Annotated in this window: 23 protein-coding genes; 13 read left to right on the top strand and 10 right to left on the bottom strand. The window is 60.3% G+C overall.

Annotated features, from left to right (window positions below):
* The first annotated feature begins 68 nt into the window (after nucleotides 1-68).
* Together HEP89_RS10055 and xth are read left to right on the top strand one after the other, a co-directional pair.
* Entirely contained in the window at nucleotides 69-1262 is a 1194-nt protein-coding gene (locus tag HEP89_RS10055) for a cation:proton antiporter (RefSeq protein WP_209014594.1), read from the top strand.
* A gap of 70 nt (nucleotides 1263-1332) precedes the next feature.
* Nucleotides 1333-2142 (top strand): exodeoxyribonuclease III, encoded by an 810-nt coding sequence (xth, locus tag HEP89_RS10050; protein WP_023002841.1) that lies wholly within the window; start codon nucleotides 1333-1335, stop codon nucleotides 2140-2142.
* 220 nt (nucleotides 2143-2362) lie between these two features.
* Here the strand turns inward: xth and HEP89_RS10045 are convergent, their stop codons facing one another.
* Entirely contained in the window at nucleotides 2363-3337 is a 975-nt protein-coding gene (locus HEP89_RS10045; protein ID WP_168691945.1) for an NADPH:quinone oxidoreductase family protein, read from the bottom strand.
* 164 nt (nucleotides 3338-3501) lie between these two features.
* Here HEP89_RS10045 and HEP89_RS10040 point away from each other — a divergent pair, with 164 nt between their 5' ends.
* Complete coding sequence (locus HEP89_RS10040; RefSeq protein ID WP_031270178.1) at nucleotides 3502-4047, top strand: RNA methyltransferase; 546 nt, start codon at nucleotides 3502-3504, stop codon at nucleotides 4045-4047.
* Nucleotides 4048-4108: 61 nt separating this feature from the next.
* On the opposite strand, the gene HEP89_RS10035 is transcribed toward HEP89_RS10040, so the two are convergent.
* On the bottom strand, nucleotides 4109-4681 hold the full coding sequence (locus tag HEP89_RS10035) for a sigma-70 family RNA polymerase sigma factor (protein ID WP_035907892.1): 573 nt from the start codon (nucleotides 4679-4681) through the stop codon (nucleotides 4109-4111).
* A 253-nt stretch (nucleotides 4682-4934) separates the two neighbouring features.
* On the opposite strand from HEP89_RS10035, the gene HEP89_RS10030 reads away from it, so the two are divergent.
* Both HEP89_RS10030 and rlmN read left to right on the top strand, forming a co-directional pair.
* On the top strand, nucleotides 4935-5444 hold the full coding sequence (locus HEP89_RS10030; protein ID WP_023002837.1) for an invasion associated locus B family protein: 510 nt from the start codon (nucleotides 4935-4937) through the stop codon (nucleotides 5442-5444).
* A gap of 304 nt (nucleotides 5445-5748) precedes the next feature.
* Nucleotides 5749-6966 carry a 23S rRNA (adenine(2503)-C(2))-methyltransferase RlmN gene (gene rlmN / locus HEP89_RS10025; protein ID WP_077291540.1) on the top strand — a complete coding sequence of 406 codons (1218 nt, stop codon included), beginning with the start codon at nucleotides 5749-5751 and terminating at the stop codon, nucleotides 6964-6966.
* A 72-nt stretch (nucleotides 6967-7038) separates the two neighbouring features.
* Here the strand turns inward: rlmN and HEP89_RS10020 are convergent, their stop codons facing one another.
* From HEP89_RS10020 to HEP89_RS10010, 3 genes are all read right to left on the bottom strand, one after another.
* Nucleotides 7039-9180 (bottom strand): methyl-accepting chemotaxis protein, encoded by a 2142-nt coding sequence (locus HEP89_RS10020; RefSeq protein WP_168691944.1) that lies wholly within the window; start codon nucleotides 9178-9180, stop codon nucleotides 7039-7041.
* A 297-nt stretch (nucleotides 9181-9477) separates the two neighbouring features.
* Nucleotides 9478-11664 carry a xanthine dehydrogenase family protein molybdopterin-binding subunit gene (locus tag HEP89_RS10015; protein WP_168691943.1) on the bottom strand — a complete coding sequence of 729 codons (2187 nt, stop codon included), beginning with the start codon at nucleotides 11662-11664 and terminating at the stop codon, nucleotides 9478-9480.
* 3 nt (nucleotides 11665-11667) lie between these two features.
* Nucleotides 11668-12129 carry a (2Fe-2S)-binding protein gene (locus tag HEP89_RS10010; RefSeq protein ID WP_023002833.1) on the bottom strand — a complete coding sequence of 154 codons (462 nt, stop codon included), beginning with the start codon at nucleotides 12127-12129 and terminating at the stop codon, nucleotides 11668-11670.
* A gap of 181 nt (nucleotides 12130-12310) precedes the next feature.
* Between HEP89_RS10010 and HEP89_RS10005 the strand changes: the two genes are divergently transcribed.
* The 3 genes from HEP89_RS10005 (at nucleotide 12311) to HEP89_RS09995 (ending at nucleotide 15021) form a co-directional block, all read left to right on the top strand.
* The gene (locus tag HEP89_RS10005; protein ID WP_152505326.1) at nucleotides 12311-12931 is read left to right on the top strand and encodes a TetR/AcrR family transcriptional regulator; all 621 of its coding nucleotides are present in this window, start codon (nucleotides 12311-12313) and stop codon (nucleotides 12929-12931) included.
* Nucleotides 12932-13097: 166 nt separating this feature from the next.
* Nucleotides 13098-14318, top strand: a complete 1221-nt coding sequence (locus tag HEP89_RS10000; protein WP_023002831.1) for an argininosuccinate synthase — start codon at nucleotides 13098-13100, stop codon at nucleotides 14316-14318.
* A 10-nt stretch (nucleotides 14319-14328) separates the two neighbouring features.
* Nucleotides 14329-15021 (top strand): hypothetical protein, encoded by a 693-nt coding sequence (locus HEP89_RS09995; protein WP_168691942.1) that lies wholly within the window; start codon nucleotides 14329-14331, stop codon nucleotides 15019-15021.
* 63 nt (nucleotides 15022-15084) lie between these two features.
* Here the strand turns inward: HEP89_RS09995 and HEP89_RS09990 are convergent, their stop codons facing one another.
* The 3 genes from HEP89_RS09990 to folP form a co-directional block, all read right to left on the bottom strand.
* Nucleotides 15085-16500: a sulfatase-like hydrolase/transferase gene (locus HEP89_RS09990; RefSeq protein WP_168691941.1), complete on the bottom strand. Its 1416-nt coding sequence runs from the start codon at nucleotides 16498-16500 to the stop codon at nucleotides 15085-15087.
* Nucleotides 16501-16610: 110 nt separating this feature from the next.
* Complete coding sequence (gene folK / locus HEP89_RS09985; RefSeq protein ID WP_077291535.1) at nucleotides 16611-17126, bottom strand: 2-amino-4-hydroxy-6-hydroxymethyldihydropteridine diphosphokinase; 516 nt, start codon at nucleotides 17124-17126, stop codon at nucleotides 16611-16613.
* On the bottom strand, nucleotides 17123-17959 hold the full coding sequence (gene folP, locus HEP89_RS09980; protein WP_168691940.1) for a dihydropteroate synthase: 837 nt from the start codon (nucleotides 17957-17959) through the stop codon (nucleotides 17123-17125). The genes folK and folP overlap by 4 nt, the downstream gene beginning before the upstream one ends.
* Nucleotides 17960-18253: 294 nt before the next feature.
* On the opposite strand from folP, the gene HEP89_RS09975 reads away from it, so the two are divergent.
* Nucleotides 18254-19828, top strand: coding sequence for an alkaline phosphatase (locus HEP89_RS09975; protein WP_168691939.1), 1575 nt, complete (start codon nucleotides 18254-18256; stop codon nucleotides 19826-19828).
* Nucleotides 19829-20041: 213 nt separating this feature from the next.
* On the opposite strand, the gene HEP89_RS09970 is transcribed toward HEP89_RS09975, so the two are convergent.
* Nucleotides 20042-21253 (bottom strand): multidrug effflux MFS transporter, encoded by a 1212-nt coding sequence (locus HEP89_RS09970; RefSeq protein WP_168691938.1) that lies wholly within the window; start codon nucleotides 21251-21253, stop codon nucleotides 20042-20044.
* Nucleotides 21250-21711 (bottom strand): MarR family transcriptional regulator, encoded by a 462-nt coding sequence (locus HEP89_RS09965; protein WP_152505321.1) that lies wholly within the window; start codon nucleotides 21709-21711, stop codon nucleotides 21250-21252. Before HEP89_RS09965 ends, HEP89_RS09970 begins: the two co-directional genes overlap by 4 nt.
* A gap of 204 nt (nucleotides 21712-21915) precedes the next feature.
* Between HEP89_RS09965 and typA the strand changes: the two genes are divergently transcribed.
* The 4 genes from typA to HEP89_RS09945 all read left to right on the top strand — a co-directional run bounded on the left by typA (nucleotide 21916) and on the right by HEP89_RS09945 (nucleotide 26393).
* Entirely contained in the window at nucleotides 21916-23739 is a 1824-nt protein-coding gene (gene typA, locus HEP89_RS09960) for a translational GTPase TypA (RefSeq protein WP_023002822.1), read from the top strand.
* 425 nt (nucleotides 23740-24164) lie between these two features.
* Nucleotides 24165-25088: a rhodanese-like domain-containing protein gene (locus HEP89_RS09955; RefSeq protein WP_055659805.1), complete on the top strand. Its 924-nt coding sequence runs from the start codon at nucleotides 24165-24167 to the stop codon at nucleotides 25086-25088.
* A 1-nt stretch (nucleotide 25089) separates the two neighbouring features.
* On the top strand, nucleotides 25090-26220 hold the full coding sequence (locus HEP89_RS09950; RefSeq protein ID WP_168691937.1) for a YeeE/YedE family protein: 1131 nt from the start codon (nucleotides 25090-25092) through the stop codon (nucleotides 26218-26220).
* Nucleotides 26217-26393, top strand: a complete 177-nt coding sequence (locus tag HEP89_RS09945) for a hypothetical protein (protein ID WP_168687431.1) — start codon at nucleotides 26217-26219, stop codon at nucleotides 26391-26393. Before HEP89_RS09950 ends, HEP89_RS09945 begins: the two co-directional genes overlap by 4 nt.
* Nucleotides 26394-26452: the final 59 nt, after the last annotated feature.

Below are 26452 nucleotides of genomic sequence, written 5' to 3'. Positions count from 1 at the left end.
CGGCAATCGAATAGGGCGGGATTGCGGCGGATCAAAGACGTCTGGTCTCTTTCCCTCAATGTATGAGCATGGAAATCGCGACCACCCTGATCGCCATTGGCGCCCTGCTGCTGCTCGGCATGCTGGCCGACGAAATCGGCCACAGGACGCAGATGCCCCGCGTGACGCTGCTGATCCTGTGCGGACTGGCCGCGGGCCCCGCCTTTCTGGATCTTCTGCCTGAAAACCTGACCCAGCTTTACGAAACCCTCGCCGTTCTGGCCCTGTCGATGGTCGCCTTCGTTCTGGGCGGCAAACTCTCCAGGGTCCATCTGCAAAACAGCGGCAAGGCCGTAACGGTCGTTTCGGCTTCAGCGGTCGTGTCAACAGCGATCGTCGTCTTTGCAGGTCTCGCCCTGCTCGGCTTTCCGCTGGAACTGGCACTGATTCTGGCAGCCCTGGCGACCGCCACCGACCCGGCAGCCACCAGCGATGTCATCCGCCAGTACCGCGCAAAGGGACCCTTCACAACCATCCTGTCCGGCATCGTTGCGCTGGACGATATCTGGGGCATTCTGGTCTTCGCATTCTGTCTCATGGGAGCACAGGCGCTCATGGGCGGCGATGGCTCGGGCGCCCTGCTGCATGCGGTTTGGGAGATTGCCGGATCGCTCCTGCTTGGCGCGATTGTCGGCCTCCCGGCGGGCTACCTTTCAGGCCGCCTCCAACCCGGCGACCCGACCCTTGCCGAGGCGCTTGGCATCGTGTTCCTGACGGCGGGTCTGGCCATCTGGCTCGACCTCTCGTTCCTGCTTGCCGGCATTGCCTGCGGGGCCATGGTGGTCAACACCGGGCGTCACCATACCCGGCCGTTCTATGAGATCGAACATATCGAATGGCCGTTCATGATCTTCTTTTTCGTGCTGGCCGGCGCAGCGCTGCAGCCGGACCTGCTTTTGAAGCTTGGTCTCCTTGGTGCGGCATATGTTCTGCTGCGGCTCGCCGGACGTCTGGCAGGAGGCTGGCTGGGCGGCAAGCTCAGCGGCGGGGCCGGAACCGACCGAAGCTATCTCTTCGGCCTCTCGCTTCTGCCCCAGGCGGGCGTCGCGCTTGGCATGGCCCTGGTCGCTGCCGAAGTGCTGCCGCAGTACCGGGACGAAATTCTGACCGTCGCCATCGGATCAACCATCGTCTTCGAACTGCTCGGCCCCGCGGCTACTCAGCTCGCCCTGAGACGGGTCGGCGAAACCGGCAAGGCCGGGGAAGACGATCCCGAGACCTGAATTCGTTTGCACTCGGTGGCCGAATCCGTATGACTTGGCTATTCCCGCAACAAGCCTTGGCAAATTTCCCATGACAGACCGGATCAAACTCGTCACCTGGAACATCAATTCCGTGCGTCTGCGCATGCCGATTGTGGAACAGTTGATCGAGGAAGTCGCACCGGACGTGATCTGCCTGCAGGAAACCAAGTGCCCGGACGCCAATTTCCCGGAAAACGCCTTCCGCAAGGCGGGATACGAACACATGGCCATCCACGGCCAGAAGGGCTACCACGGCGTCGCAACGCTTTCCAAGCTGCCGCTGAGCAACATCGAGAAACGCGACTTCTGCCAGGTGGGTGACAGCCGTCACGTGGCGGCGGACGTGCCTTTCAACGGCTCCAGCATCCGGCTGCACAATTTCTATGTGCCGGCAGGTGGTGACGAGCCGGATCGCACGATCAACCCGAAATTCGGCCACAAGCTCGACTTCATGGCAGAGATGCTGGGATGGCTGAAAGGCGAGGAAACCTCGAAACCCGCCATTCTGGTCGGCGACCTCAACGTCGCGCCTTACGAGCACGACGTCTGGTCCCACAAGAAGCTCCTGAAGGTGGTCTCACATACCCCCGTCGAAACGGAACTGTTCGAGCAGGTGCGCGAGGCAGGCGGCTGGCTGGACGCCATGCGCCAGTTCACCCCGCTGGATGAAAAGCTCTACACCTGGTGGAGCTACCGCGCCAAGGACTGGTCTGCCGCCGACAAGGGCCGCCGTCTTGACCACGTCTGGGTGTCTCAGCCACTCGCCCCGTATGTGAAGGGCACCACGGTCCTGCGCGACGCACGCGGCTGGGAAAAGCCGTCGGACCACGCGCCGGTGATCGCCGAATTCGCGATCTGAGGTCAGTCTTAGCAAGTGGCCCATCCTACGAGAAAGCGGTTCGCGCTTCCTCGGGATGAGGTCATCCTTGTTGCATGTTCCCGGATTTGCCAAAACCAGAGCCTCATCTGAGGAGGACCGCAAGGTCCGTCTCGAAGGATGGGCCACATACCCGAAAACCGCACCTGAACTGCCTAAACCTGGAAAGACCCCGCGCCATCAATCAGGCGCAACGCAGGCCTCAAGGCGTCACGATCACCTTGCCCTGCACCCGGCGCGCAGCGATTTCCTCAAGCGCGGTTGCCGTTTCTTCCAACTTGTAAACGCCGTGGATGTACGGCTTCAGCTTGCCTTCAGACACCCAGGTCAAAAGTTCCTTCATGTTGCGGCGATGGCCTTCCGGATCCCGGTCGAGTGCTGCGCCCCAGAAGACACCGCGAATGTCGCAACCTTTCAGCATCACGATATTCAGCGGAATTTTCGGAATGTCGCCCGCGGCAAACCCGATCACCAGGAACCGCCCCTCCCAGGCGGTTGCCCGGATGGCCTGTTCCGACAGCTCTCCGCCAACCGGGTCGTAGACAACATCAACGCCCTTTCCACCGGTCAGCTCCTTCAGGGTTTCCTTGAGCGGCTCAACCGAATAATCGACCGTCATGTCAGCGCCGAGCGAGCGGGCGAAAGCGAGCTTTTCCTCAGATGAGGCGCAGGCAATCACCTTTGCCCCCATGATCGCGGCAATTTCCACTGCAGCCTGGCCGACACCGCCCGATGCGCCCAGAACGGCAACAGTCTCGCCAGGCTTCAACCCGGCCCGGTCGCGATAGGCATGCAGCGTGGTGCCATAGGTCACGGTCAAACCTGCCGCGACTTCAAAGGAAATATCGTCCGGCAGCGAGACAAGATCGCCAGCTACGACCACCACTTTTTCCCGCGCCGCCCCCCAGCGCATGTAGCCCATGACCCTGTCACCTTGCGAAACCCCTTCAACGCCGGAGCCCACCTGATCGACCACACCGGCGAATTCAGCACTCGGCGAAAACGGCATTTCCGGCTTGTACTGGTACTTGCCCCTGATGATCAGCGTATCGAAAAAATTGAGCGCACAGGCCTTCACCCGCACCACGACCTCCCCCGGCCCGGCAACCGGATCGGCAATCTCCTCGACAACCAGGCTGGCAGGCGGACCGAAGGTTTTGCAGAGACAGGCTTTCACGGCATCCTCATGACATTCTACGGGTAAAGCGCCGCTCGCGCTGCGCGGGGTGAGACGTTAGCAAGCCCTGTTCGAGGCGGGAATTGGCTTTCCGGATAAGCTGAAAACTTTCGGCCATGGCGAAAGTCGGCTATGAGGCAGCCAAATCGAAAACGGACAAACTGATGCGCGGATATTTTGCAATCGGGGCCGAAGGCCTCTCGAAACGGATGAACCTGGGCACCTTGATGCGCTCTGCCCATGCCTTCGGCGCCAACTTCTTCTTCACGGTGGATGCCGACCAGAAGCTGCGCAAGGCGCCCCCCTCCGACACCTCCAAGAGCCCCGGCCACCTGCCTGTCTTCACCTGGGACAGCGTAGACACGATGGACCTGCCCAGAGGTTGCCAGCTTGTGGGCATCGAGCTCACGGACGAATCGATCGAGCTGCCGAGCTTCGGACATCCCCTTCAAGCGGCCTACGTTCTTGGTCCTGAAAGAGGCTCGCTTTCACCGCAGATGCTCGCGCGCTGCGACCACGTGGTGAAGATCCCGACAAAGTTCTGCATCAATGTCGCCATGGCCGGCGCGATCGTCATGTACGACCGTCACAGGGCGCTGGGTCGCTACGCGGACCGCTCGACCACGGCCGGCGCTCCCAGGATCGAACGTCCGAAACATGTCAGCGGCGGTCCGGTAATGCGCACGGGACGGAAAGTGCCAGGAACCTGAATGAGTTGTGCCTGAACTTCAGGCCACCAGAATTTTGGGTGTCTCTTGCACGGGGTCCCAATTAGTCCACATCCACGGACGTGTCGGTTTCCAGAAGCTGGCGCAACCGTCCGAAGGCAAGCCGGATACGGGATTTGACCGTGCCAAGCGGCAAGCCCGTGTGTTCGGCGATCTCGCTGTGCGACTGTCCTGCGAAAAAAGCCAGCCGAACCACGTTCCGCTGCTCTTCAGGCAACTGCGACAAAGCAGCACGCACGCGTTTTTCCCGCAGCTTCGCATCCATCTCTTCGGCAATGTCCGGCAGGGGCGTCGGGTGCAGAGACGGATCTTCGGGATCGAGCGCGGCAGACTTCTGGCGGCGGATCCTGTCGATACGCCGGTTCCGGGCAACCCGGAACAGCCAGGTGCTGGCATTGGATTTTTTCGGATCGAACAAATCGGCCTTGCGCCACAGCGTCATCATGACGTCCTGCGCGACTTCTTCGGCAAGGGCCTCATCGGCGCCCTGCTTCATCAGGTAGCCCTTCAGGCGCGGCGCAAAGTGATCGAACAGCTCGATGAAAGCCGCCTTGTCCCGGTCTTCCGCCACTTTGACAATGAGATCGGAAAAATACTGCACCTGCGTCAAAGACAATCAATCCCCCTGCCGATCCATCTTCTTTATCAGGTTCGGCATAATTCGAAAGGGGGGTCAAGCAGGTCTGCCACACTGTTGCCGCGTTTAACCGCAAAGCGATTAGGTTGGTGCACGCACCGAAAAACAGAAAATACAATTGTCGATCTTCAACCCTTTCGTAACCCGCTTTAAGTTATCATTAAAGCAAGGTTTATATGTCAGACGGCAGTTGAACTAAATTTGACGGAAACTCAAATCCAACGGTGTGGAGATGATGAAAGCAAAATCGCTGGTTCTGGCCATAGCAGGTCTTGCCGTTTCGAGTGCAGCGGCTTTCGCACAAACCCCGACACTTCTGAAGCAGCACAAGGACTGGGCGGCCTATGCGCTGACCAGTGGCGGCGGCAAGGTTTGCTACGCGCTTACCAAACCGACGACGTTGCTTCCGGGAGATCGAAATCACGGGGACGTATTCTTTTTCGTGACCACCCGCCCGGCGGAAGGCGTCTCGTCCGAGCCGAGCCTGCTGGTCGGTTATCCTTTCAAGGACAAATCCTCGGTCAGCGTAGACATTGACGGCAAGGGCTTCACGCTCTTCACCAACAATGACGGTGCCTGGGTCGAAAATGCTGCAACCGAAGCGCAACTCGTTTCTGCCATGAGGGCAGGCCGGGAAATGACGGTGACCGGCGAATCCAGCCGCGGCACCCGCACCACCTACAAGTTCTCGCTGTCCGGCGTCACAGCCGCGATCGACGACTCCAACGCTGCCTGCCGCTAACGCGTTCAGGCAGCAGCTTCTCCGGCTTTCCCCTGCATCCGCAGGGCGAAAAGCCGAAGTCGGCCGGTGGTTTCCTTTCAGTCTCGACGTCACCCTGGACGGGCCAAACGGCCTATCCGGGTCGTTGTCGTTGCGTAAAAACAGCTCTGCATAGCTCCCCTGCACGTCAGCAAACTTGATTTTCGGCGCTTTTTGTGGTTTTGGGAGCCCTTGAAATCAGACCTGCAAGTCAGGTGCCCGGCGACCGCGTAGTCTTGTTCCAAGACGCCTGAAGACCCTGCCGGAAGAGATTACGGATCACGACATGGCAATTACGCTCGACATCGCGCGGGACAATCCGAACGCGCACACCGTTTCAGCCGAAGCCGTCCTGCCCGGCGAAGACAAGCCGACGCTGATCGGTCTGTCGCGCGAGGAACTGGGTGAAGCGCTCGGTACAATCGGCGTGCCGCAGAAGCAATGGCGCATGCGTGCCTCCCAGCTCTGGCACTGGCTTTATGTGCGCGGCGTGTCCGACTTTGCGCATATGACGAATATCGCGAAGGACCTGCGTCAGAAGCTGGACGAAGCCTTCACGATCGCCCGTCCGGAAATTGTGTCCGAGCAGATCTCCGTCGACGGTACCCGCAAGTGGCTGTTCCGCTTTCCCGCGCGCGGCGCCGGCCGCCCGGTCGAGGTTGAAACCGTCTATATTCCTGAAGAAGGCCGCGGCACGCTCTGCGTTTCTTCCCAGGTCGGCTGCACCCTCACCTGCACTTTCTGCCACACGGGCACCCAGAAGATGGTCCGCAATCTGACGGCCGAAGAAATTCTGTCGCAGATCCTGATTGCGCGCGACCGGCTGGGCGATTTCCCGCATGCGGACACCCCGCAGGGCGCCATCGTGCCGTCCGAAGGCCGTCTGGTGACCAACATCGTCATGATGGGCATGGGTGAGCCCCTCTACAATTTCGACAACGTCAAGAAGGCGCTTCTGATCGCGTCCGATGGTGACGGCCTGTCGCTCTCCAAGCGCCGCATCACCCTGTCGACCTCCGGTGTCGTGCCGGAAATCTTCCGCACCGGTGAAGAAATCGGCTGCATGCTGGCCATTTCGCTCCACGCGGTTCGTGACGAGCTGCGCGACGTGCTGGTGCCGATCAACAAGAAATGGAACATCAAGGAACTGCTGGACGCTTGCAGGCAGTATCCGGGCCTGTCCAACGCCAAGCGCATCACCTTCGAATATGTGATGCTGAAGGGCGTCAACGACAGCAATCAGGACGCGCTTGAACTGGTCCGCCTGCTGAAGGGCATTCCGGCCAAAATCAACCTGATTCCCTTCAACCCGTGGCCGGGCACCGATTACGAATGCTCCGACTGGGAGCGGATCGAGGAATTTGCCGACATCGTCAACCGGGCCGGCTATGCCTCTCCGATCCGCACACCACGCGGCCGCGACATCTTCGCCGCCTGCGGACAGCTGAAATCCGCGTCCGAGCGCATGCGAAAGAAGGACCGTGAGGCCCTGGCAGCCTCCTGAGGCAACATCATCTGCTGAACGAAAAACGGCGGCTCGCTGGAGCCGCCGTACCTGTTTTCAGATTCTGATCCGTCAGGCCGCAGCGACCTCGCGCAGGAAGTCGTTTACGGCCGTATTCAGCGAACGCAGTTTCTCGGAGGCGACCTGCGTCGCCTGATCCACCGACTGCGCCGAATTGGCCGTCGTTTCCACGGCAGTGCTGACATTCGACATGTTGTCGCTGGCCGCGCGTGTGCCCGAGGAAGCTTCCGAAGCACTGCGGCTGATCTCGCCGGTGGCCGCATCCTGTTCCTGAACGGCAGCGGCAATCGAGGTGGTGTTCTCGTTCGCCCGAACCATGATGGAAGCGATGCCTTCAATCGCGGTCACTGCCTGCTCGGTGGCAGACTGGATTTCCGCGATCTGGTTGGAAATTTCCTCGGTCGCCCTGGAGGTCTGGGTGGCCAGCTCTTTCACTTCGGCAGCCACCACCGCAAAGCCCTTGCCGGCTTCGCCGGCCCGTGCCGCTTCAATTGTTGCATTGAGCGCCAGAAGGTTGGTCTGCTCAGCGATTGCTTGGATAAGGCCGATCACTTCGCCGATCCTGGCAGAACCCGACGACAGCATTTCCATTTTCTGGGTGCTTGCCTGGGTCTGGCTGGTCGCATCGGCAATCACCCGCGTGGTTTCCTCCACACGTTGACCGATTTCCGAGATCGACGACGACAGCTCCTCAGTGGCGGCCGCAACAAGCTGCACGTTGCCCGATGCCTGGGTTGTTGCCGCAGCAGCGCTGCTCACCTCTTCAGAAGCCCCTGAGGCCGTTTCCATCATGGAACTTGCATTGGCTTGCATTTCAGACATGGCAGCATCGACGGAACCGAGCATTTCGGACGACTGCGTGCGGAAACCCTCGATCAGCGCCTCGATACGGAGCTGACGGTCCGTACGAGCCTGTTCTTCAACCTTTCGTGCTTCTTCCAGGCGCGCCTGCTCGGCGACGCCATCTCTGAAGCCTGCAATGGCGGCCGCGATTTCTCCAACCTCATCCTTTCGGTCTGCTTCCGCAAAGACGACGGATACATCACCACCGGCGAGGCGAGCCGCATTGGCGACAAGGCTTTTGATCGGGGCAACGATCGAGCGTGCAGCCAGCCAGCCGATTGCCATCATGATGCCGAAGATCCCGAGGCAAATCAGTGCGATCTGATTGCGCAGCGCCCGCACCGGCGCGAGAATTTCATCGCGTGCCTCGACCGTGACAACCGCGAGATTGGCTCCAAAAAACGTCAGAGGCACTGCAGCGGCCAGATAGTCCGTGTCGCGGAACCCTTCCAGGTTTCCGGAAGCCGGCTTGCCGCCAAGGGCTTGATCCACCAGAGACGAATCGAGGCTTGCGGTCAGGATATCGTTCTGTCCGGGTGTCTTGGACGAATCGTTCCGGAACAGCTTGTCTGCGCCGACAAGAATGGCCTCCCCTGTTTCTCCGAGACCCGCCGCGCTGCTCATCACGCTGTTGATGTTGTCGATGGGCATCTGGAAGGCCAGCACGCCAACACGCTTGCCGCCTTCAAAAACCGGTGTCGCAATGAAGCTTGCCGGTGCATCCGCGCTCGGAGCATAGGGTTTGAAATCGAAGAAGCGAACTTCGTCCTGCCCACCGTTCAACGCCGCCCGGAAGGCATTGCCCAGATCCGTATCCTTGTATTTGCCGGTGGTCAGGTTGGTTGCGTAGTCGAGTTCCTTGAACACCGTGTAGACAAGCGAGCCGTCCTCCGCGAACAGGAAGATGTCGTAGTAACCGCGGGTCTTCAGCATCTTGCTGAACCACGGATGATACTGTTCATGCGCCTCGTCGTAGGCGGTGTCGCCAGCGCGCATCAGCGCGTCTTTCTGGCCCGTCGGATGCGGATTGTCGTGAATGTAGGCTTTCTGCAGGCTCGCCGTGGCATCGCCCTCCTGGCTTGCCCACCCTTCCTTGAAATCCGCCAGTGCGGATTTCACGAACGGACTTGCGGCGGTGACCTGCAGATCCTGCACGATGGAGTCCAGATAGTGCGAAAGATCTCCGGCGCGCGCACTTGCAAGAGCCGAAAGCCGCTCTTCCGCCTGCTCTTCCAGATCCGTTGAACTGACCCAATAGGCAAGGGTGCCTACAAACAGCGCGGCCACAACCGAACAACCGGAGATGATGGCCGGCAGACGAAAACTGAGTTTTGAGATTCGGGTTCCCAAGGCACCCTCCCGAAGTAGAATTATTATGAGAAGGCTAGATCTCAGCAATTTAATGTTGGTTAATATTGATAAAATTAGAAAAATAGAGAAGTTGAAAACAATAATAATGTAACTAACGGTAGAAAATAAGATTAATTCCTACATCAATGCTTATACCTGAGGATTCATCTTGAAATAATACCACCATAGATAGATCGCACATTTGCCTCTAATCCGGCGCTTGGCACCTCCGGCAAATGTTACGCTCTCATGAAAAAGGCCGCCCGCAGGCGGCCTTTTTGTATTCTTTGGCGAGGCTCAGACGAGACCGGACTTTGCCAGCGGCAGGCTGGTTGACCACTCGCCCTTGGCAGCGGCAATCGCGTTGGCGACAGCCGGGCCGATTGGCGGAGTACCGGGTTCACCGATACCGGTCGGTGCTTCGTTCGAAGGAACGATATGCACCTCGATTTCCGGCATGTCGGACATCCGGATCGGCTCGTAGGTGTCGAAGTTGGTTTCCTCGACAACACCGTCGGCGAGCGTCACCTGGTTCCGCAGGATCGCACCAAGGCCGTAGCCGATGCCGCCTTCGACCTGTGCCCGGATATTGTCCGGGTTGATCGGCGTGCCGCAGTCGACCGCTGCCGTCACCTTTTCCACCTTCACAGTGCCGTCGTCGCGGAAGGAGATTTCCGCCACTTCCGCCACAAAGGAGCCGAAGGACTTGTGCACGGCGACACCGCGGTGGCGCCCTTCAGGCAAAGGTGTGTCCCAGCCCGCCTTTTCAGCCGCCAGCTTCAACACGCCCACCTTGCGCGGATCGTCCTTGATCATCTCGAGGCGATAGGCAACCGGATCCTTGCCGGCTTCCTTGGCCAGACGATCGATCATGGTTTCCATGACGTAAGCCGTGTGGGTGTGACCGACCGAACGCCACCACAGAACCGGCACCTTCGTTTCCTGGAAGGACTGGTCCATGTTCATCAGCGGAAACGCATAGGTGGTGTCATGCGCGCCTTCGGTCATGTTGTGGTCGACACCGTCCTTCATCAGCATGGCTTCGAAAGGCGTGCCCTTGACGATGGACTTGGCGGCGATGTTGTACTTGAACGCCGTCACGTTGCCCTGGTCATCAAGACCGACCCGCAGCCGGTGAGCCGACATCGGACGGTAGTACCCTCCGGCCATGTCGTCCTCACGGGTCCAGACGATCTTCACCGGAGCCGGCGCCATGCCGGCGGCCTGCATCGCCTTGGCCAGCGTGGTGATTTCCACGACCGGATGCGCATCGGCCTGGGCGCGGCGCCCGAAGGACCCGCCTGCCCACAGGGTGTTGATCTTGACGTTCTCGAACGGAATGCCGAGTACGGTGGCCGCCACGTTGTGGTCGATGGTCGGGATCTGGGAAGCGAACCAGAATTCCGCCGTTTCACCGTCGAACATCATGGCGATGTCGAGCGGTTCCATGGCGCCATGGGCCAGGAACGGGAAGTCATAGTCGGCTTCGATGACCTTGGCCGAAGCTTCCAGCGCCGCGTCGACATCACCGTCTTCGCGAACCTTCACACCCGGCTTGGTGGTCATGTCCTTCAGTTCGGCGATCATCGCATCGCTGGACCGGGTTTCCGCCTCGGCATCATCCCACTCGATTTCGAGCAGGGACCGGCCGTTGATTGCCGGCCAGGTGGACTTGGCGATCACCGCAACCCCGTTCGGGATCTGCAGCACATTGACGACGCCCGGCACCTTCTTGGCTTCGGTGGCGTCAAACGACTTCACCTTGCCGCCAAAACGGGGAGAGCGGGCAACGACGGCAACCAGCAGGTCATCACGCTGGAAGTCCATCGTGTAGGTTCTGGGCGCGCCGACGGTCTTGTTCTTGACATCGAGACGCGGGAAGGACTTGCCGATGTAGACCCACTGGTCCGGAGTCTTCAGTGTCGGCTCTGCCGGAACGTCCTCGTTGGCGGCAAGACCGGCAAGCTCACCCAGGGTCGCGGACTTGTCCGCACCATGAGAGACCACACCGCCCGACACGGTGATTTCACCCGCCGGCACACCCCATTCCTTTGCCGCGGCGGCAACGATCATCGCCTTTGCCGCGGCACCGGCCTGACGGTACTGCATGAAGGAGTTCGCCATGGCCGTGGACCCGCCGGTGCCCTGCACGCCGAACAGCGAGTTGGCATAGACCTGCGGATTGGACGGTGCGAATTCGACACTGACCTGCTCCCAGGAAGCGTCGAGTTCGTCGGCGACCAGACTGCACAGACCACTGGCAGTCCCCTGTCCCATGTCAAAGTGCTTGGACAGCACCACGACCGTGTTGTCCGGACGGATGTGAACGAAGGGCTGGATGAACTCGCCTTCGGCGGCCGAGGCAGTCGAGCGCGGCAGGTTCATGGCAAGCACCAGGCCACCAACGGTACCGGCGGACATCTTCAGGAAGGTGCGCCGTGTCGGCATTGCGGCTGCCAGCGGTTGTTTCAGGAGATGCAGCATGGCTCAGGCCTCCATCTTGTCTGAAGCAAGGTGGATGGCCTTGCGGATCCGGGCATAGGTGGCGCAGCGGCAGACATTGCCGTCCATGGCTGCGTCGATGTCCTCGTCGGTCGGCTTGGGCGTTTCGGCAAGCAAGGCTGTTGCGGCCATGATCTGGCCGGACTGGCAATACCCGCATTGCGGCACGTCCAGCTCGTTCCAGGCGGCCTGGACAGCAGCAGCCGCCTTGCCGTCGATACCTTCGATCGTTGTGATTTCAGCACCTTCAAGGTCGCCGACGAACGTCTGGCAGGACCGGACCGGAATACCGTCCATGTGAACCGTGCAGGCACCGCAGGAAGCGATGCCGCAACCGAACTTTGTCCCCGTCATTCCCAGCTCGTCGCGCAGAGCCCACAGCAGGGGGCTCTCGGGATCCGCGTCGAGCGTACGCGTTTCCCCGTTGATTTTTAATGTCACTGACATGAGGAGGCGTCTCCTTTGGCTGGCCAATTCTGGCTAAAGGATGTAAACTACACCGTGCAGTTTAGTTCGTAACTGCACATCTGTAAACGCCAGAGTTTACATAGGGCGCGATTTTTGGGATTAAAGAGGCGGGGGTCCTGTCGTCTGACAGATAATGCAACGGGGTATATATGAGTAGGTAATGTCCGTATCGGATCAGAAAAAGAAGCAGATCGTCGAGGCTGCAATCGCCGAGTTTCAGGAAAAGGGTTATGCCGGAGCCAGCATGGACCGGATTTCCGAGCGAGCCCAGGTTTCCAAGCGCACGGTCTACAATCACTTTGAAAGCAAGGACGTGCTTTTCAAGGAGATCAACCAGTGCCTTGCCGATCAGATCAACTCGGCGCTTGAAGTCGCTTACGACCCGGCGGCGCCCATTCGCGATGCCCTGGTGCGTCTCGGCTGGGCCGAAGGCGAGCTCATGATCAACCCGTGCTTCATGAGCCTGGCCCGCATGGTCATGAGCGAAACGATCCGCGACCCGGCCCTTGCAGCCGATATGGACAGCCGCATGACCAAGATCTCCGTCTTTACCGAGTTCATGGATCGCGCCACGCGTGAAGGCAAGCTCACGGCCGACGACCCGTCCCTGGCGGCCACGCAATTTCTCGGCCTGATCAAGGCCCGATCCTTCTACCCGAACATACACAGCGGCCGCGTGACGACCCGACCCGAGATGGAACGGATCATCGAGGAAAGCGTCGACATGTTCCTGGCCCGATACGGCGCCAGGGCAACCGCGCAAACGGTGGCGGCGCAGTAACGGGCGCCCGCCAAAATTTCCCGACATGGCAGATCGACCCGTGTAGAGCGAAACGCGACGAAATGAGTGCATCGCGGGGCTTGCGCCATGCATAGAACCGGCTAAATTGCCGCAAATTTTCATCGGCGGGAAACCGCTAGGAACATCGAACTGGATTTTTCCCAAAATGGCGCATGGTGACATCAAAAAAGTCGTGCTGGCCTATTCCGGCGGCCTCGACACCTCCATCATCCTGAAATGGCTGCAGACCGAACTGGGCTGCGAAGTGGTGACCTTCACCGCCGATCTCGGCCAGGGCGAGGAATTGGAGCCGGCGCGCAAGAAAGCCGAAATGCTCGGCATCAAGGAAATCTACATCGACGATCTGCGCGAGGAATTCATCCGCGACTTCGTCTTCCCGATGTTCCGTGCCAACGCCGTCTATGAGGGCGTCTACCTGCTCGGCACTTCCATCGCCCGGCCACTGATTTCCAAGCGCCTGATCGAGATTGCCGAGGAAACCGGCGCCGACGCGATTGCCCACGGCGCAACCGGCAAGGGCAACGACCAGGTGCGTTTTGAACTGTCCGCCTATGCCCTCAACCCGGACATCAAGGTGATCGCGCCGTGGCGCGACTGGACGTTCAAGTCCCGGACCGACCTTCTGGAATTCGCCGAACAACACCAGATCCCGGTTCCGAAAGACAAGCGCGGCGAAGCCCCGTTCTCCGTTGACGCCAACATGCTGCACTCCTCATCGGAAGGCAAAGTGCTGGAAGACCCGGCCGAGGAAGCACCGAACTACGTGTTCCAGCGCACGGTCGACCCGACCGAAGCACCGGACGAAGTCACCTATATCGAAATCGGCTTCGAAAAGGGCGACGCCGTCTCCCTCAATGGCGAGAAGATGTCGCCGGCAACGCTCTTTGCCAAACTCAACGACTATGGCCGCGACAACGGCATCGGCCGTCTCGACATGGTCGAGAACCGCTTCGTCGGCATGAAGAGCCGCGGCATCTACGAAACGCCGGGCGGCACCATCCTCCTGACGGCGCACCGCGCCATGGAATCCATCACGCTCGACCGCGGTGCCTCGCACCTGAAGGACGAACTGATGCCGCGTTACGCCGAGCTGATCTACAACGGGTTCTGGTTCTCGCCGGAGCGCGAGATGTTGCAGGCCCTCATCGACAAGAGCCAGGAGCATGTCACCGGCTCCGTCAAGCTGAAGCTCTACAAGGGCAACGTCATCCTCGTTGGCCGGTCCTCGCCCTATTCGCTCTATTCCGAAGAGCTGGTCACCTTCGAGGACGACCAGGGTGCTTACGACCAGAAGGACGCCGCCGGCTTCATCAAGCTGAATGCCCTGCGCCTGCGCACCCTCGCCAAGCGCGACCGGATCGGCTGAGATCTCTGACATGACAACACCGGCGGCAGCAAAGCTCGAACAGAACCTTGCTGCCGCCGGTTTTTTGTTGCTCGGCGGCTTTGCTCCTGATGGCACCGTTGCCGTTCCAGCTCTTGCCAGCGGCAAGCAGGCCCGAAGCCTTCTCCTGATCGGCAGCACCGGTCCGTCGATCTGGCCGCACCTGACGGCAAGTCCGGAATACAAAAACGGCCACCCGGATCCTCTCGACCGCTACACGCGGCGCAGCCTTTTGGACCTTGCCGAGACATCCGGCTACGAACCGGTGTTTCCCTTCGAAGGCCCGCCCTATTACCCGTTCCAGCAATGGGCGATGAAATGCGGCGGCTTCTCCCAAAGCCCCCTCGGCGTTCTCGCCCACCGGACCTTCGGCCCCTGGGCCGGCTTCCGCGCAGCATTTCTGAGTGCGAAACCCTTTGACGGACCGATGCCGGACACGATGGACGGCCCCTGCCCGACCTGCACCGATGCACCTTGCCTCACGGTTTGCCCGGTCGGTGCTGTTACGGTGCACGAAGGCTACAAGGTCACTGACTGCCGAAACCATCTGGCGACCAACCGCAACCTCGATTGCTGGTCCGGCTGCCTGGCAAGACGGGCCTGCCCCTTTGGCCAGGAACACCGGCAAAGCCAGGCAACTGCCGGGTTTCACATGGAGAGTTTTGTTGGACTGGCAACGCGTTGAAACGACCAGCCAAACTGTAACAGATTACCACCCAAGTCAGATCTTGCTCCCAGAACAGCCATACTAGTTCTGGGTAGCTGACAACTTTGCCGCAAGTGTCTGTTGCTCGTCTCTTTTGGGCTTAAGGTGAAGCCAGGCAACTCTTCCTGGAGCAAACTTGTTGCGTGCGCTCCGTGAAAAAAGAGGCGGATGGTGATCGCCGACAAGCACAATTTCGGTTTCCGCGAGACTTTCTTCAAGCGCGATGGCCTTGACCAGATGTGAGACATTCACCCACTGCTCCGCCATCCGGCAAAGTTCGACATCTCCAAAAACACCGCCGCCATCGTCACAGGAAAATCTCGGCGGCACTTCACCGGGATTGACCGGCTTGTGGGAATTCAGCGTAAGCCAATAGGCAAACTTGCGGTCACCGTCAGCTTCCAACAGAAATTTCCCAACGGCTTCGGCAGCGTCTTCATCGCAATATCCCTGGAAAGCGATCCCGCATAGGGGCAGGGTTCGGTCACCGCCAAACCCAAGTTTGTTTTCCATGAAGAAGAGGTCCTGGAAGCCGATCTTCGGATACCAATCGAACCGTTCGAAGAAGTTACCCGTAAAGGGATGAAACGCGGCTGTGCGGTATCCCGCTTTGACGGCTTTCAGCGGCAGACACTCACCACTCTCCCGATCGCGAAAATCCCGATAATCCGCCTTGAGATTGCAAAGCTCGCGAACCTCGCCGGAGGTCGTCGACCCGAAATACACCGCGTCGCCTTGTTCAACGACATAGTGCTCGGCAACATCGCGTTCCAACAGAGGTTGCCAGATCAGGTCTCGCAGTTCCTGAGAGGCAAACGCGCCCAGGCCTTCCACCATCACCACAAGCACATTGCGCTTTTGTGCATCGTCCAGATGATCTTCCAGGCCGCTGTAGAGACTGGCCGCATCGTCGGTCGGCACATAGCTTTCCTCAACGCTCGTGGCTGCCAGCGCATATTCCTGAGGCAGGGAGTTCGCCCACCAGTCGATACCGGCGTATATCGCGAGCACCACGAAAAAAGGCGCCAGGTTCACTGTCTGGCGGTTCTGACGGGTGCGAACCACGACTTTGTACGTCAGGGCAAAGGACACCAGCAGAACAACGGCGGCCGCAAGGTAGACTGCCGAATTCATCAGGCTGAGATTGCCGGCGTAACGCAGGGAGTCGACCAGCATTGGCAACGGCATCTGGAAAAAGTTGGAAATCAGGACAAGAACGTCAACGGTCATCACCGCAAGAAGCAGAACAAAGAAGACAGACCGATGCAGGTAGAGACCCAGCAGGCAGATCAAGGACAACAGCAGAACGAAGAACGTCCGGAAAGGGCAGTAGAACAAGCTGAGAAAAATGAAGACGGCGTTCGGGATCAGGATAGCCCCAAAGGCAAACGTGAGCGTATCCGCCGACAGGAGATGCCGCTTCTCAAGAGCATTTTTCAGACTTTGAACAACTGACATGAATACGTGACCTGGATAATCTCCAGCCGGATCCTGTCCAAGAATGTTTAAATTAACGTTCCAACTGTCGGCTTCGCCGCCCCGGCGCTATCGCCGCTCGGTTCAAAACTTCACCCGTCCAGCTTCACCACGCCATCCTGGTCCGGGCAGGTTTCCAATGCTTCCATCGCGGTGCGGCCGTCGCCCAGTGGAGCGTCGGGCCAGATTTCGGCGAGCGGGATCAGAACGAAGGCCCGGTCGCCCATGCGCGGGTGCGGGATTTCGAGGTCGTTTTCGGCAACCTTTTGCAGACCGTAGATCAGAACATCGATATCCAGTGTTCTCGGTCCCCAGCGCACGTCGCGCACACGTCCGAGTTCGGTCTCGATTTCAAGACAGCGCTTCAGCAGCGCCTGCGGGCTCATGGTAGTATCGATCACCACGCAGCAATTGCGGAAATCGTCCTGCGGCACCGGCCCCCAGGGCGGCGTCCGGTAATCGGAGGACCTGGACACCAGCATGACGCCGGGTGTTTCCTCCAGCCGGCGGATCGCCTCATCCAGATTGGCCTTCGGGTCTCCAAGGTTGGATCCGAGCCCGAGCGCACAGCGGGTCGGGGCGTCAGCCATCGCATTTTCGGCATTCATTCGACAGGGTTCCGTTCCAGGCGGGTTGCCTCGATCATACGCACGCAATCGGCATGTGGACTTACGTCATGCGCCCGCACAATCGCAGCCCCTTTCAGCATGGCCGTCATGTGAACGGCAACGGATCCGAACAGCCGGTCTTCCGTTTCCGCTTCCAGCACGGCACCGATCATGCGCTTGCGCGACGCACCCGCCAACAGCGGCAGGCCGTGTTTCTTCAGCGTTTCGAAACGGTTCAGGACGATGAAATTCTGGTTGATGGTCTTGCCAAAGCCAAAGCCCGGATCAAGGATCTGCTTTTCCCTGGCGATCCCTGCCTTTTCCGCCAGTTCCATCGAGATTTCGAAGAACCGGTCGATGTCCGAAAGAATGTCCAGTCCGGCATCGGCGGCAAGACGGTTATGCATCATAACTACATGCACGCCGGCCTCGGCAACAACCTCAGCCATGGCTGGATCCTTTTGCAGACCCCACACATCATTGACGATGACCGCCCCTGCCGCGCAGGCGCGGCGCGCGATCTCCGCCTTGTAGGTATCGATCGATACGGGCGTCCCCATGTCGATCACCTGATCGAGGATCGGATCGAGCCGCGACCATTCCAGGTCCAGCGGCACCGGTTCGGACCCCGGCCGCGTGCTTTCGCCGCCGACATCCAGAATATCGGCCCCTTCCAGAATCATTTCCTGTGCACGCCGCAAGGCGGCATCCGCATTGGCGTGGCGCCCGCCATCGGAAAAGGAATCCGGGGTCACGTTCAGGATCCCCATCACGTGGGGGCGTTGGTGTCCGGCGTCGAAACGCGGCGGCTCGTAGGCTGTCGGGGTCGGCATCATTGCGTCCTTTTGACGGTCAGGCACGTGTTTGGCCCGTCTGACACCGACGGTCAAGCGGCACCAATGCGACTTCGCCCTGCTTGACCCCGCTCCAAGGCTGTGGACGATCACGATTTGGAAGCAATTTGGAGGTTCAATCGTTCCGCGGCGGTTTTCCGGCAATCCGTACACGCCGTCATCAAAAATTCGGGAAACGGTCTTGGAACGGACATCCGTCTGTCACGGAGCTTCAGCACCTGATGTTTTTGCCAAGGGACTCGCCCCTGCGGTCCCCAGCCACGGAGCTTGAAAATGTCTTCAAACGTTTCTCGACGCAATTTTCTGAAATCATCGGTTGCTACCGGTCTGGTAGTGGCCTCACCGCTGGCCATGCCGGGCCTCTCGCGTGCGGCCTCGCGTCCGCAGATCACGCACGGCCTTCAGTCCGGTGACGTTGATGCCAATTCCGGCATGATCTGGGCTCGCTCGGACCGCCCGGCGCAAATGCTGGTGGAGGTCGACACCACCGGCACGTTCGAAACGCCGCGGCGCCTTGCCCCGATCAATGCGCTTCCCGACTCGGATTTTGCCGTCAAGCGACTGCTTGAGAACCTGCCGTCCGATCAGGATGTCTTTTACCGCGTCGCCTTTGCCGACCTGAACGACGTCAATGCCGTATCCGAGCCGATGACCGGCCGCTTCCGCACCGCCCCGGCGTCCCGCCGCAACATTCGTTTCGCCTGGTCGGGCGATACCGCCGGCCAGGGCTGGGGGATCGATACCGACCGCGGCGGCATGAAAACCTACGCCACCATGGCAAAACATCAGCCGGACTTCTTCATCCACTCCGGCGACACGATTTATGCCGATGGCCCGATGAAGGAAACCGTCGAGCTGAAGGACGGCACCGTCTGGAAGAACATCGTCACGGAAGAAAAATCCAAGGTTGCCGAAACGCTGGACGAATATCGCGGCCAGTGGAAATACAACCTCATGGACGAGAACCTCAAGGCGTTCAACGCGGAAGTGCCGACCTTCTTCCAGTGGGACGATCATGAAGTCGTCAACAACTGGTCGTCCTCCAAGGACCTCCTGTCCGACGATCGCTACAGCGAGAAGAACATCCACCTGCTGGCCGCCCGCGCCGGCCGGGCTTTCCACGAGCTGGCTCCCATCCGCTACACCCCGGCCGAGCCGGGCCGCGTCTACCGCAAGATCGCCTATGGTCCGCTGCTGGACGTATTCTTCCTGGACCTGCGCTCCTATCGCGGGCCGAACGGCGCCTCGATGGAAGACACCATGACACCGGCTTCGCGCATCCTCGGTGCCGAGCAGCTTGCCTGGCTGAAGCGTGAACTTCTGAATTCCAACGCCACCTGGAAGGTCATCGCCTGCGACATGCCGATCGGCCTGATCGTCTGGGACAACTGGAAAGACCAGGCCGGCGCCGAAGCGGTTGCCAACGGCGATCACGGCGCACCGAAAGGCCGAGAACTGGAATTCGCCGATCTGCTGCGCTTCATCAAGACAGCCGATATCGACAACATCGTCTGGCTGACCGCCGATGTGCACTACACCGCCGCGCATTACTACAATCCGGACAAGGCCCAGTTCCAGGACTTCAAACCGTTCTGGGAATTCGTCTCCGGCCCGATCCATGCCGGCACCTTCGGCCCGAACGATCTCGACATGACCTTCGGCCCGGAGCTTAAGTACATCAAGGCCCCGACTGCGGAACAGGGTGCCAACCTACCCCCGTCCATGGGACTTCAGTTCTTCGGCCTGGTCGACATCGACGGCCAGAGCGAGCAGCTCACCGTCCGCCTGATGGACCGTGACGACGTCGAACTGCACACCGTCACGCTGGACCCGGTTCGCAAGGCCTGATCTGAGTTTCCAGAAAAAAGATCGGGCCGGGAAACCGGCCCGTTTGTTTTAAAAAAACCTACCTTCGTCATCCCGGACGCAGCGAAGCGGAGATCCGGGACCGGAGAGCCGAGGTGTTTCCGATGGAGACTTATCAGTCGGCGCTGTGCCTCCCCGGTCCCGGCTCGCGCTGCGCTTGGCCGGGATGACGACGGAGAGGCGGATAATGTGCGCCTACTCCGCCGCCGCCGGCTGACGGATCTGGCTGCGCAGGATCAGGAACAGAATGATGCCGGCGATGGGCATACCCGGCAGAATGAAAGCGAGACCGAGGATCGGCTCTCCGAGTGCGGCGATCGCGAGGCTGGCGACAATGCCGCCGCCGAACTGCAGAAAGCCGAGCATGGAACTTGCCGAACCGGCGATATGCGGGAACGGCGCCATGGATTCGGTGAAGCTTGCCGGCAGAACCAGCGCCAGTGCGAAGGTGAACAGCGCCACCGGCCCCATGACCGTCAGGATCGTCGGTTCATGGGTGAGCGTGACATAGCACATCAGCGTTGACGCAACGACCCAGAGGCTGAGCCCGTAGGGCACCAGCTTGCGGGCTTCGAAGAAGCGAAGGAGACGCCCGGTCAGGATGGTTCCCGAAATGAAGGAGCCCGACTGGATGATCATGGTCAGCCCGAAGGCGGACGGCGTGAGACCGACCTCATAGATCAGGATGAAAGGCAGGACGGTCGCCAGGGCATAAAGGTTTCCGAGCCCGAAACCGATGAGAAGGCTTGGCGCCAGAAACCTCGGGTCCCTCAGCAAGGTGCCGTAGTTGATCGCCAGTTGCCGCGGATTGAGGTGATGCTTGCCCGGCTGCGGGTTGGTTTCAACCTGAAACACGAGCACCGCAACCATCAGCAATGCACCGTAGATCACCATGCACCAGAACACTTCCTGCCAGCCGAACAGTTCCAGCACGATCCCGCCGATGGTGGGCGAGATTGCCGGACCAAGCGCCAGCATCATCGCGATCGTATTCATGATCCTGGCAGAGGCCTGGCCGGTAAACTGGTCGCGAACGATGGCGCGCGACACCGCGATGCCGACCGCGGCCCCCACACCTTGAAGGGCTCGGGCAAAGACCATGAACTCGACAGTCGGCGCGAAGGTCGCCAGCACGCTTGAGACGAGATAGAGGACCAGGAAGGCGATCGTGACCGGCTTGCGCCCAAAGGCGTCCGTCAAAGGGCCGCAAACCAGCTGCGTGACGGCAAAACCGGCGAAATACGCCGTCAGGGTAAGCTTGACCGCTGAATCGGTGGTCCCGAAGGCTTCGACCAGGGCCGGCATGGCCGGGGTATAAAGCGCCATCGAGATCGGGCCGATAGCGACAAGCCCGGCCCCGAGAAGCGATGTACGTCTTGCGCTCATGATTGAGCTGTCGGCGGTCATTTCTGTTTCCCTTTGGAAACCTCCTGCAGCAGGCTGTCCTTCATGGTCTGCAGAAGCGATTCCAGTATCTGCCGTTGGTCGGCGGGAATGTCCTCAAGCGCCCTGGAGCGCACCTCTTGCAGGGCAGTCCCAATTTTCTCAAGCAATGGATCGGCCAACGGCGTCAGCTCGATTATCTTGGCCCGGCGGTCGTTCGGGTCCTGGCAGCGGCGGATCAATCCGGCCTTTTCGAGCGTGTCCAGGTACCCGACCAGGGTCATAGGCTCGACATACATCGCATCTGCCAGAACGGCCTGCCTTTGACCCGGAAGTCGCCAGACATAAAACAGCGTACGCGCTTCTCCGGCAGTCAGACCAGTGTCGACCTTGGATAACTCCGCCTCGAAGTTTCGCCGCAGCAACCGTGCCAGATCAACGACCAGCATGGTGACACCGACATTCGGAGTTGGAACTCCCATCGCCACCCCATTTTAGTAAGGTTACCTTACGAATACGGCGCTTCAGGAAGCACTGTCAATGCGTAGATGTGACATTGCGTTGCACAATTCCCTCGCGCCACGTATAAAGGCGCCAAATTCGGCGCGGATGCCGATCCATAGCATAATCAACTTCCAGACAAGCTGCGGGTCCCCAAGGGCCCGTTCTGTCTTTTGGAGCCACTCATGAACCTTCGTAATATTGCCATTATCGCGCACGTTGACCATGGCAAAACCACACTCATCGACGTTCTTCTGAAGCAATCCGGTGCCTTCCGCGACAACCAGCGCACCGAAGAACGGATGATGGACTCCAACGATATCGAGCGTGAGCGCGGCATCACCATTCTGGCCAAGGTCACCTCGCTGGTCTGGAAAGACACCCGCATCAACATCGTGGACACACCGGGCCACGCCGACTTCGGCGGCGAAGTCGAACGTATCCTGCACATGGTCGACGGCGTGATCCTTCTGGTGGACGCTGCTGAAGGCCCGATGCCGCAGACCAAGTTCGTGCTCGGCAAGGCCCTCAAGCTCGGCCTGAAGCCGATCGTCGCCATCAACAAGATCGACAAGCCGGAACAGCGTGCCGATGAAGTGCTGGACGAGGTCTTCGACCTGTTCGCAGCCCTCGACGCCAATGAAGACCAGCTCGACTTCCCGGTGCTCTACGGTTCGGCCAAGCAGGAATGGATGGCTCTGGAGCCGAACGGCCCGCAGGACAGCATGGACCCGCTCTTCGACATGGTCCTCGACAAGGTGTCACCGCCGGAAGCCCAGCCGGGCGATTTCCGCATCCTGGCAACCACCATCGAATCCGACCCGTTCTTGGGCCGCATCCTGACCGGCCGTATCGTGTCGGGCACCGCTCTGCCGAACATGCCGATCAAGGCGCTCTCCCGTGACGGCAGCGTCGTTGAAAACGGCCGCATCTCCAAGATCCTTGCTTTCCGTGGCCTGGAACGTCAGCCGATCGAAAAGGGTGAAGCGGGCGACATCGTCGCCATCGCGGGCCTGACCAAGGCAACCGTTGCCGACACGCTGTGCGCCCCGTCGGTCAATGAATCCCTGCAGGCTCAGCCGATCGATCCGCCGACGCTGTCCATGACCTTCCGCGTGAACGACAGCCCGCTGGCCGGCACCGAAGGCTCCAAGGTTCAGTCCCGCGTCATTCGCGACCGCCTGAAGAAGGAAGCAGAAGGCAACGTCGCCCTGAAGGTGGAAGACACCGACGAGCCGGACGCATTTGTCGTCTCCGGTCGCGGCGAACTTCTTCTGGCGATCCTGATCGAGAACATGCGCCGTGAAGGCTTCGAGCTTGGTGTTGGCCGTCCGCGCGTCGTCTATCAGTATGACGATGCCGGCAACCGCCTGGAGCCGATCGAGGAAGTCATCATCGACGTTGATGAAGAACATTCCGGCGTCGTGGTTCAGAAGCTGCAGGAACGCAAGGCCGACCTTCTGGAAATGAAGCCGTCCGGCGGTGGCCGCACCCGTCTGGTGTTCCACGCCCCGACCCGCGGCCTCATCGGTTACCAGTCCGAACTGCTGTCCGACACCCGCGGCACGGCGATCTTCAACCGTCTGTTCCATGGCTATGAGCCGCACCGGGGTCCGATCCAGGGCCGTCACACCGGCGTGCTGCTGTCCAACGGCACCGGCGAGGCAGTTGCCTATGCCCTGTTCAACCTGGAAGACCGCGGCCCGATGATGATCGATCCGGGCACCAAGGTTTATCCGGGCATGATCATCGGTGAACACACCCGCGGCAACGACCTGGAAGTGAACGTGCTGAAGGGCAAGCAGCTCACCAACATCCGCTCTGCCGGCAAGGACGACGCTGTCAAGCTGACCACGCCGAAGAAGCTGACCCTGGAAGCAGCGCTTTCCTACATCGCAGACGACGAGCTGGTGGAAGTCACGCCGGACTCCATCCGCCTGCGCAAGGCCGTCCTCGACCCGCATGAGCGCAAGCGCGCGGAACGTGCGGCGAACAAGGAATCGGCATAAGCCTGATAGAACGAACCAGAAAAGCCCGGGCAATGTCCCGGGCTTTTTACTGAGGGCCAGTATCCATTGCACCTCATCCTGAGGAGCCGCGTCAGCGGCGTCTCGAAGGATGGGTACTTGCTCCGAAGACTGCCACCCATTCTTCGAGACAGCGCTTCGCGCTTCCTCAAAATGAGGTTTTGGTTTCCCTTTTCCGGTTTTCAGGGCCCACTTGTTTCGCCGGCAGACCAGAAGACTTGAGACAGCCCGCAAGCCTTTGCCGCAACCAATTGCCACGGCGCATGTCCGCCTTGGTTTAAAATGTCAGTCCGGTGACGGAAATTGAAACGCCATCCCACGCCTCCCGACCGGGAACTCCTTACAATTCCGCCTGAGAATTGAAGCGCCTGGCCTCAGGTCAACCGCGCACAAGGAAGGCTGAACCAATGAAACATTTCGCTCTCGCACTGGCGATGACCGCAAGCCTCGCCACATCCGCCACCGCCGCAAGCTTCGGCCCGCTGGTCGAAGCTGCCGAGCTGTCCGCGTCGCTGGACACCGTGGAGCCGGTGCTTCTGGACATCCGCAACGAGGGATACGAAAAAGGCCATGCAGACGGCGCGCTGTTTGCGCCCTACCGCATGTTCCGCGGACCGGCGGAAAATCCGGGTGGCCTTGTGGATGTTGAAAAGCTGGAAGCCGAACTGGAAGAACTCGGCCTGGAACAGGACACGCCGATCGTCATCCTGTCCGAAGGCAAGACCGATACGGACTTCGGTTCCGCCGCGCGTGTCTACTGGACCTTGAAATCCACCGGCTTCACCGACCTGTCGATCCTGAACGGTGGCCTGGAGTCCTGGAAAGCCGCCGGCCTTCCGGTCAACGCCACGGCAGAGTCCGCCTTTCCGAGCGAGCTGGAACTGACCTTTGACGACACCTGGCTGGCTACCACGGCAGACGTTTCCGCCGTCGCCGCCGGCGAGTCGAACGCGCTTCTGGTAGATGCTCGCCCGGCGGATTTCTTCAACGGCAAGAAGGCGCATGAAGCTGCCTCGCGTCCGGGAACCCTGCCAACCGCCATCAACCACACCTACACAGCGTTCTTCAAGGAAGGCTCGCCGGCAATGTCCACCGCCATCGATCCTGCCGCGCTGAAAGCATCGCTTGGTGTCGAAGACGGCAAGGATACGGTTTCCTTCTGCAACACCGGCCACTGGGCCGCAGCTCACTGGTTTGCGGTGTCCGAAGTCGCCGGAGTGGAAAACGCAAAGCTTTACGCGGGCTCCATGGTCGAATATTCCCAGTCCGGAAACGAGATGGCCAACACACCGGGTCTCGTACAGAACCTGATAAACCAGATACTGAACTGACGTGACCACAGCCGCAGACATTCACACCACCGCTGCGACGCCGATCTGGCGCCGCGGCGGTCTTGTTTTGGCCGCCCTTGCAGCCGTTCTGGCCACCGCCCTTCTGGTTGGTGGACGGTATGGCCTGTTGCTTGCCGTCGGCCTTGGCTTCGGCATCGTGCTGGAAGGCCTGCGCTTCGGTTTTGCCGGCCCCTGGCGTGCGATGATCCTGCGCCGGGACCCGGGCGGCCTTTGGGCGCAGCTTCTGTCGATCGCCCTTGTCTCACTGGTGGCCTTTCCCCTGCTTGCCGCAAGCCAGGGCGAGCTGAGCGGCGCACAGGGCCCGATCGGCTTTGCCATGATCGCGGGAGCCTTCGTCTTCGGCGCTGCCATGCAGGTCGTGCTTGGATGCGGGTCCGGCACCCTGGTCAATGCCGGGTCCGGCAACGCGGTTTCTCTTGTCGCCCTGCCTTTCTTTGCCATCGGCAGCTTTGCCGGGGCCTATCACCTGATCTGGTGGACAGATCTTGGGGCATTGCCCGTTCTGACCCTGTCCGGCTGGCAAGGCGCAGCGATTACCCTCCTCGGACTTTCGGCAATCGCCGCAGTGCTCTGGAAACTGGCTGCTCCCGAAAACCGGCGCCTGCCTCGCCGGCTGATAGTTGCAGCTGTGTTGCTGGCCGCCCTTGCCATTCTGAACCTGATCGTGGCCGGCCAACCCTGGGGCGTTGTCTATGGCCTTGGCCTTTGGGCTGCAAAGGCGGCATCTGCAGCAGGGGCGGATCTTTCCGGATCAGCTTTCTGGAGTGCACCTGCCTCCGTCGAGCGCCTGACCCATAGCCTGCTGACGGATTACACATCCCTCACCAATATCGGCATTATCCTGGGTGCCTTTCTGGTCGCCAGCTGGCGCACCGGCGGCCTGTCACAGAAAATCCAGTCGCTGCCGGCCCAAGCCTGGCTCGCCGCAATTGTCGCGGGCTTTCTGCTGGGCTATTCCTCGCGCCTTGCCTTCGGCTGCAATGTCGGCGCGTTCTTTTCCGGCATCTCGACCGGCAGCCTGCACGGCTGGGTCTGGTTCGCGGCCGCCTTTGCCGGATCGATCTACGGCGTGAAACTGCGCCCGCTCCTGAAGCTGGAGGCAAGATCATGACCCGGTTGGTAACAGCTTCCGTCGCCCTTGCCGGACTTGCGGCAATGATTGCTCTCGATGCATCTGCGACACCGCCCAATCCCTACAAGGCTCCGAAACTTCTGGCTCTGGGCTCCGGCACCGCCCCGAGCGGCGGCTTTTGCGGTGCGCTGCCCGACCCGGCCGGCAAATAGCCGAGCGGCCCCTGCCAACCGGCAACCGCTCCCGGGTTGCCATGGGATGCCAAAGTCTC

The sequence above is a fragment of the Labrenzia sp. 5N genome (assembly GCF_012395805.1).
GTDB lineage: Bacteria > Pseudomonadota > Alphaproteobacteria > Rhizobiales > Stappiaceae > Roseibium > Roseibium algicola.
This window is presented reverse-complemented; position numbering and strand designations above follow the sequence as displayed.

Bases quoted from the DNA above. Each gene is read 5' to 3' on its own strand.
- HEP89_RS10040 (WP_031270178.1), top strand. From the start codon at position 3,502: ATGCGCGGATATTTTGCAATCGGGGCCGAAGGCCTCTCGAAACGGATG.
- HEP89_RS10000 (WP_023002831.1), top strand. From the start codon at position 13,098: ATGGCGCATGGTGACATCAAAAAAGTCGTGCTGGCCTATTCCGGCGGC.
- rlmN (WP_077291540.1), top strand. From the start codon at position 5,749: ATGGCAATTACGCTCGACATCGCGCGGGACAATCCGAACGCGCACACC.
- HEP89_RS10030 (WP_023002837.1), top strand. From the start codon at position 4,935: ATGATGAAAGCAAAATCGCTGGTTCTGGCCATAGCAGGTCTTGCCGTT.
- folP (WP_168691940.1), bottom strand. From the start codon at position 17,959: ATGCCGACCCCGACAGCCTACGAGCCGCCGCGTTTCGACGCCGGACAC.
- HEP89_RS10015 (WP_168691943.1), bottom strand. From the start codon at position 11,664: ATGCTGCATCTCCTGAAACAACCGCTGGCAGCCGCAATGCCGACACGG.
- HEP89_RS09945 (WP_168687431.1), top strand. From the start codon at position 26,217: ATGACCCGGTTGGTAACAGCTTCCGTCGCCCTTGCCGGACTTGCGGCA.
- HEP89_RS09995 (WP_168691942.1), top strand. From the start codon at position 14,329: ATGACAACACCGGCGGCAGCAAAGCTCGAACAGAACCTTGCTGCCGCC.
- HEP89_RS09990 (WP_168691941.1), bottom strand. From the start codon at position 16,500: ATGTCAGTTGTTCAAAGTCTGAAAAATGCTCTTGAGAAGCGGCATCTC.
- HEP89_RS10055 (WP_209014594.1), top strand. From the start codon at position 69: ATGGAAATCGCGACCACCCTGATCGCCATTGGCGCCCTGCTGCTGCTC.
- HEP89_RS09955 (WP_055659805.1), top strand. From the start codon at position 24,165: ATGAAACATTTCGCTCTCGCACTGGCGATGACCGCAAGCCTCGCCACA.
- xth (WP_023002841.1), top strand. From the start codon at position 1,333: ATGACAGACCGGATCAAACTCGTCACCTGGAACATCAATTCCGTGCGT.
- HEP89_RS10010 (WP_023002833.1), bottom strand. From the start codon at position 12,129: ATGTCAGTGACATTAAAAATCAACGGGGAAACGCGTACGCTCGACGCG.
- HEP89_RS09970 (WP_168691938.1), bottom strand. From the start codon at position 21,253: ATGACCGCCGACAGCTCAATCATGAGCGCAAGACGTACATCGCTTCTC.
- HEP89_RS09965 (WP_152505321.1), bottom strand. From the start codon at position 21,711: ATGGGAGTTCCAACTCCGAATGTCGGTGTCACCATGCTGGTCGTTGAT.
- HEP89_RS10005 (WP_152505326.1), top strand. From the start codon at position 12,311: ATGTCCGTATCGGATCAGAAAAAGAAGCAGATCGTCGAGGCTGCAATC.
- typA (WP_023002822.1), top strand. From the start codon at position 21,916: ATGAACCTTCGTAATATTGCCATTATCGCGCACGTTGACCATGGCAAA.
- HEP89_RS09975 (WP_168691939.1), top strand. From the start codon at position 18,254: ATGTCTTCAAACGTTTCTCGACGCAATTTTCTGAAATCATCGGTTGCT.
- folK (WP_077291535.1), bottom strand. From the start codon at position 17,126: ATGAATGCCGAAAATGCGATGGCTGACGCCCCGACCCGCTGTGCGCTC.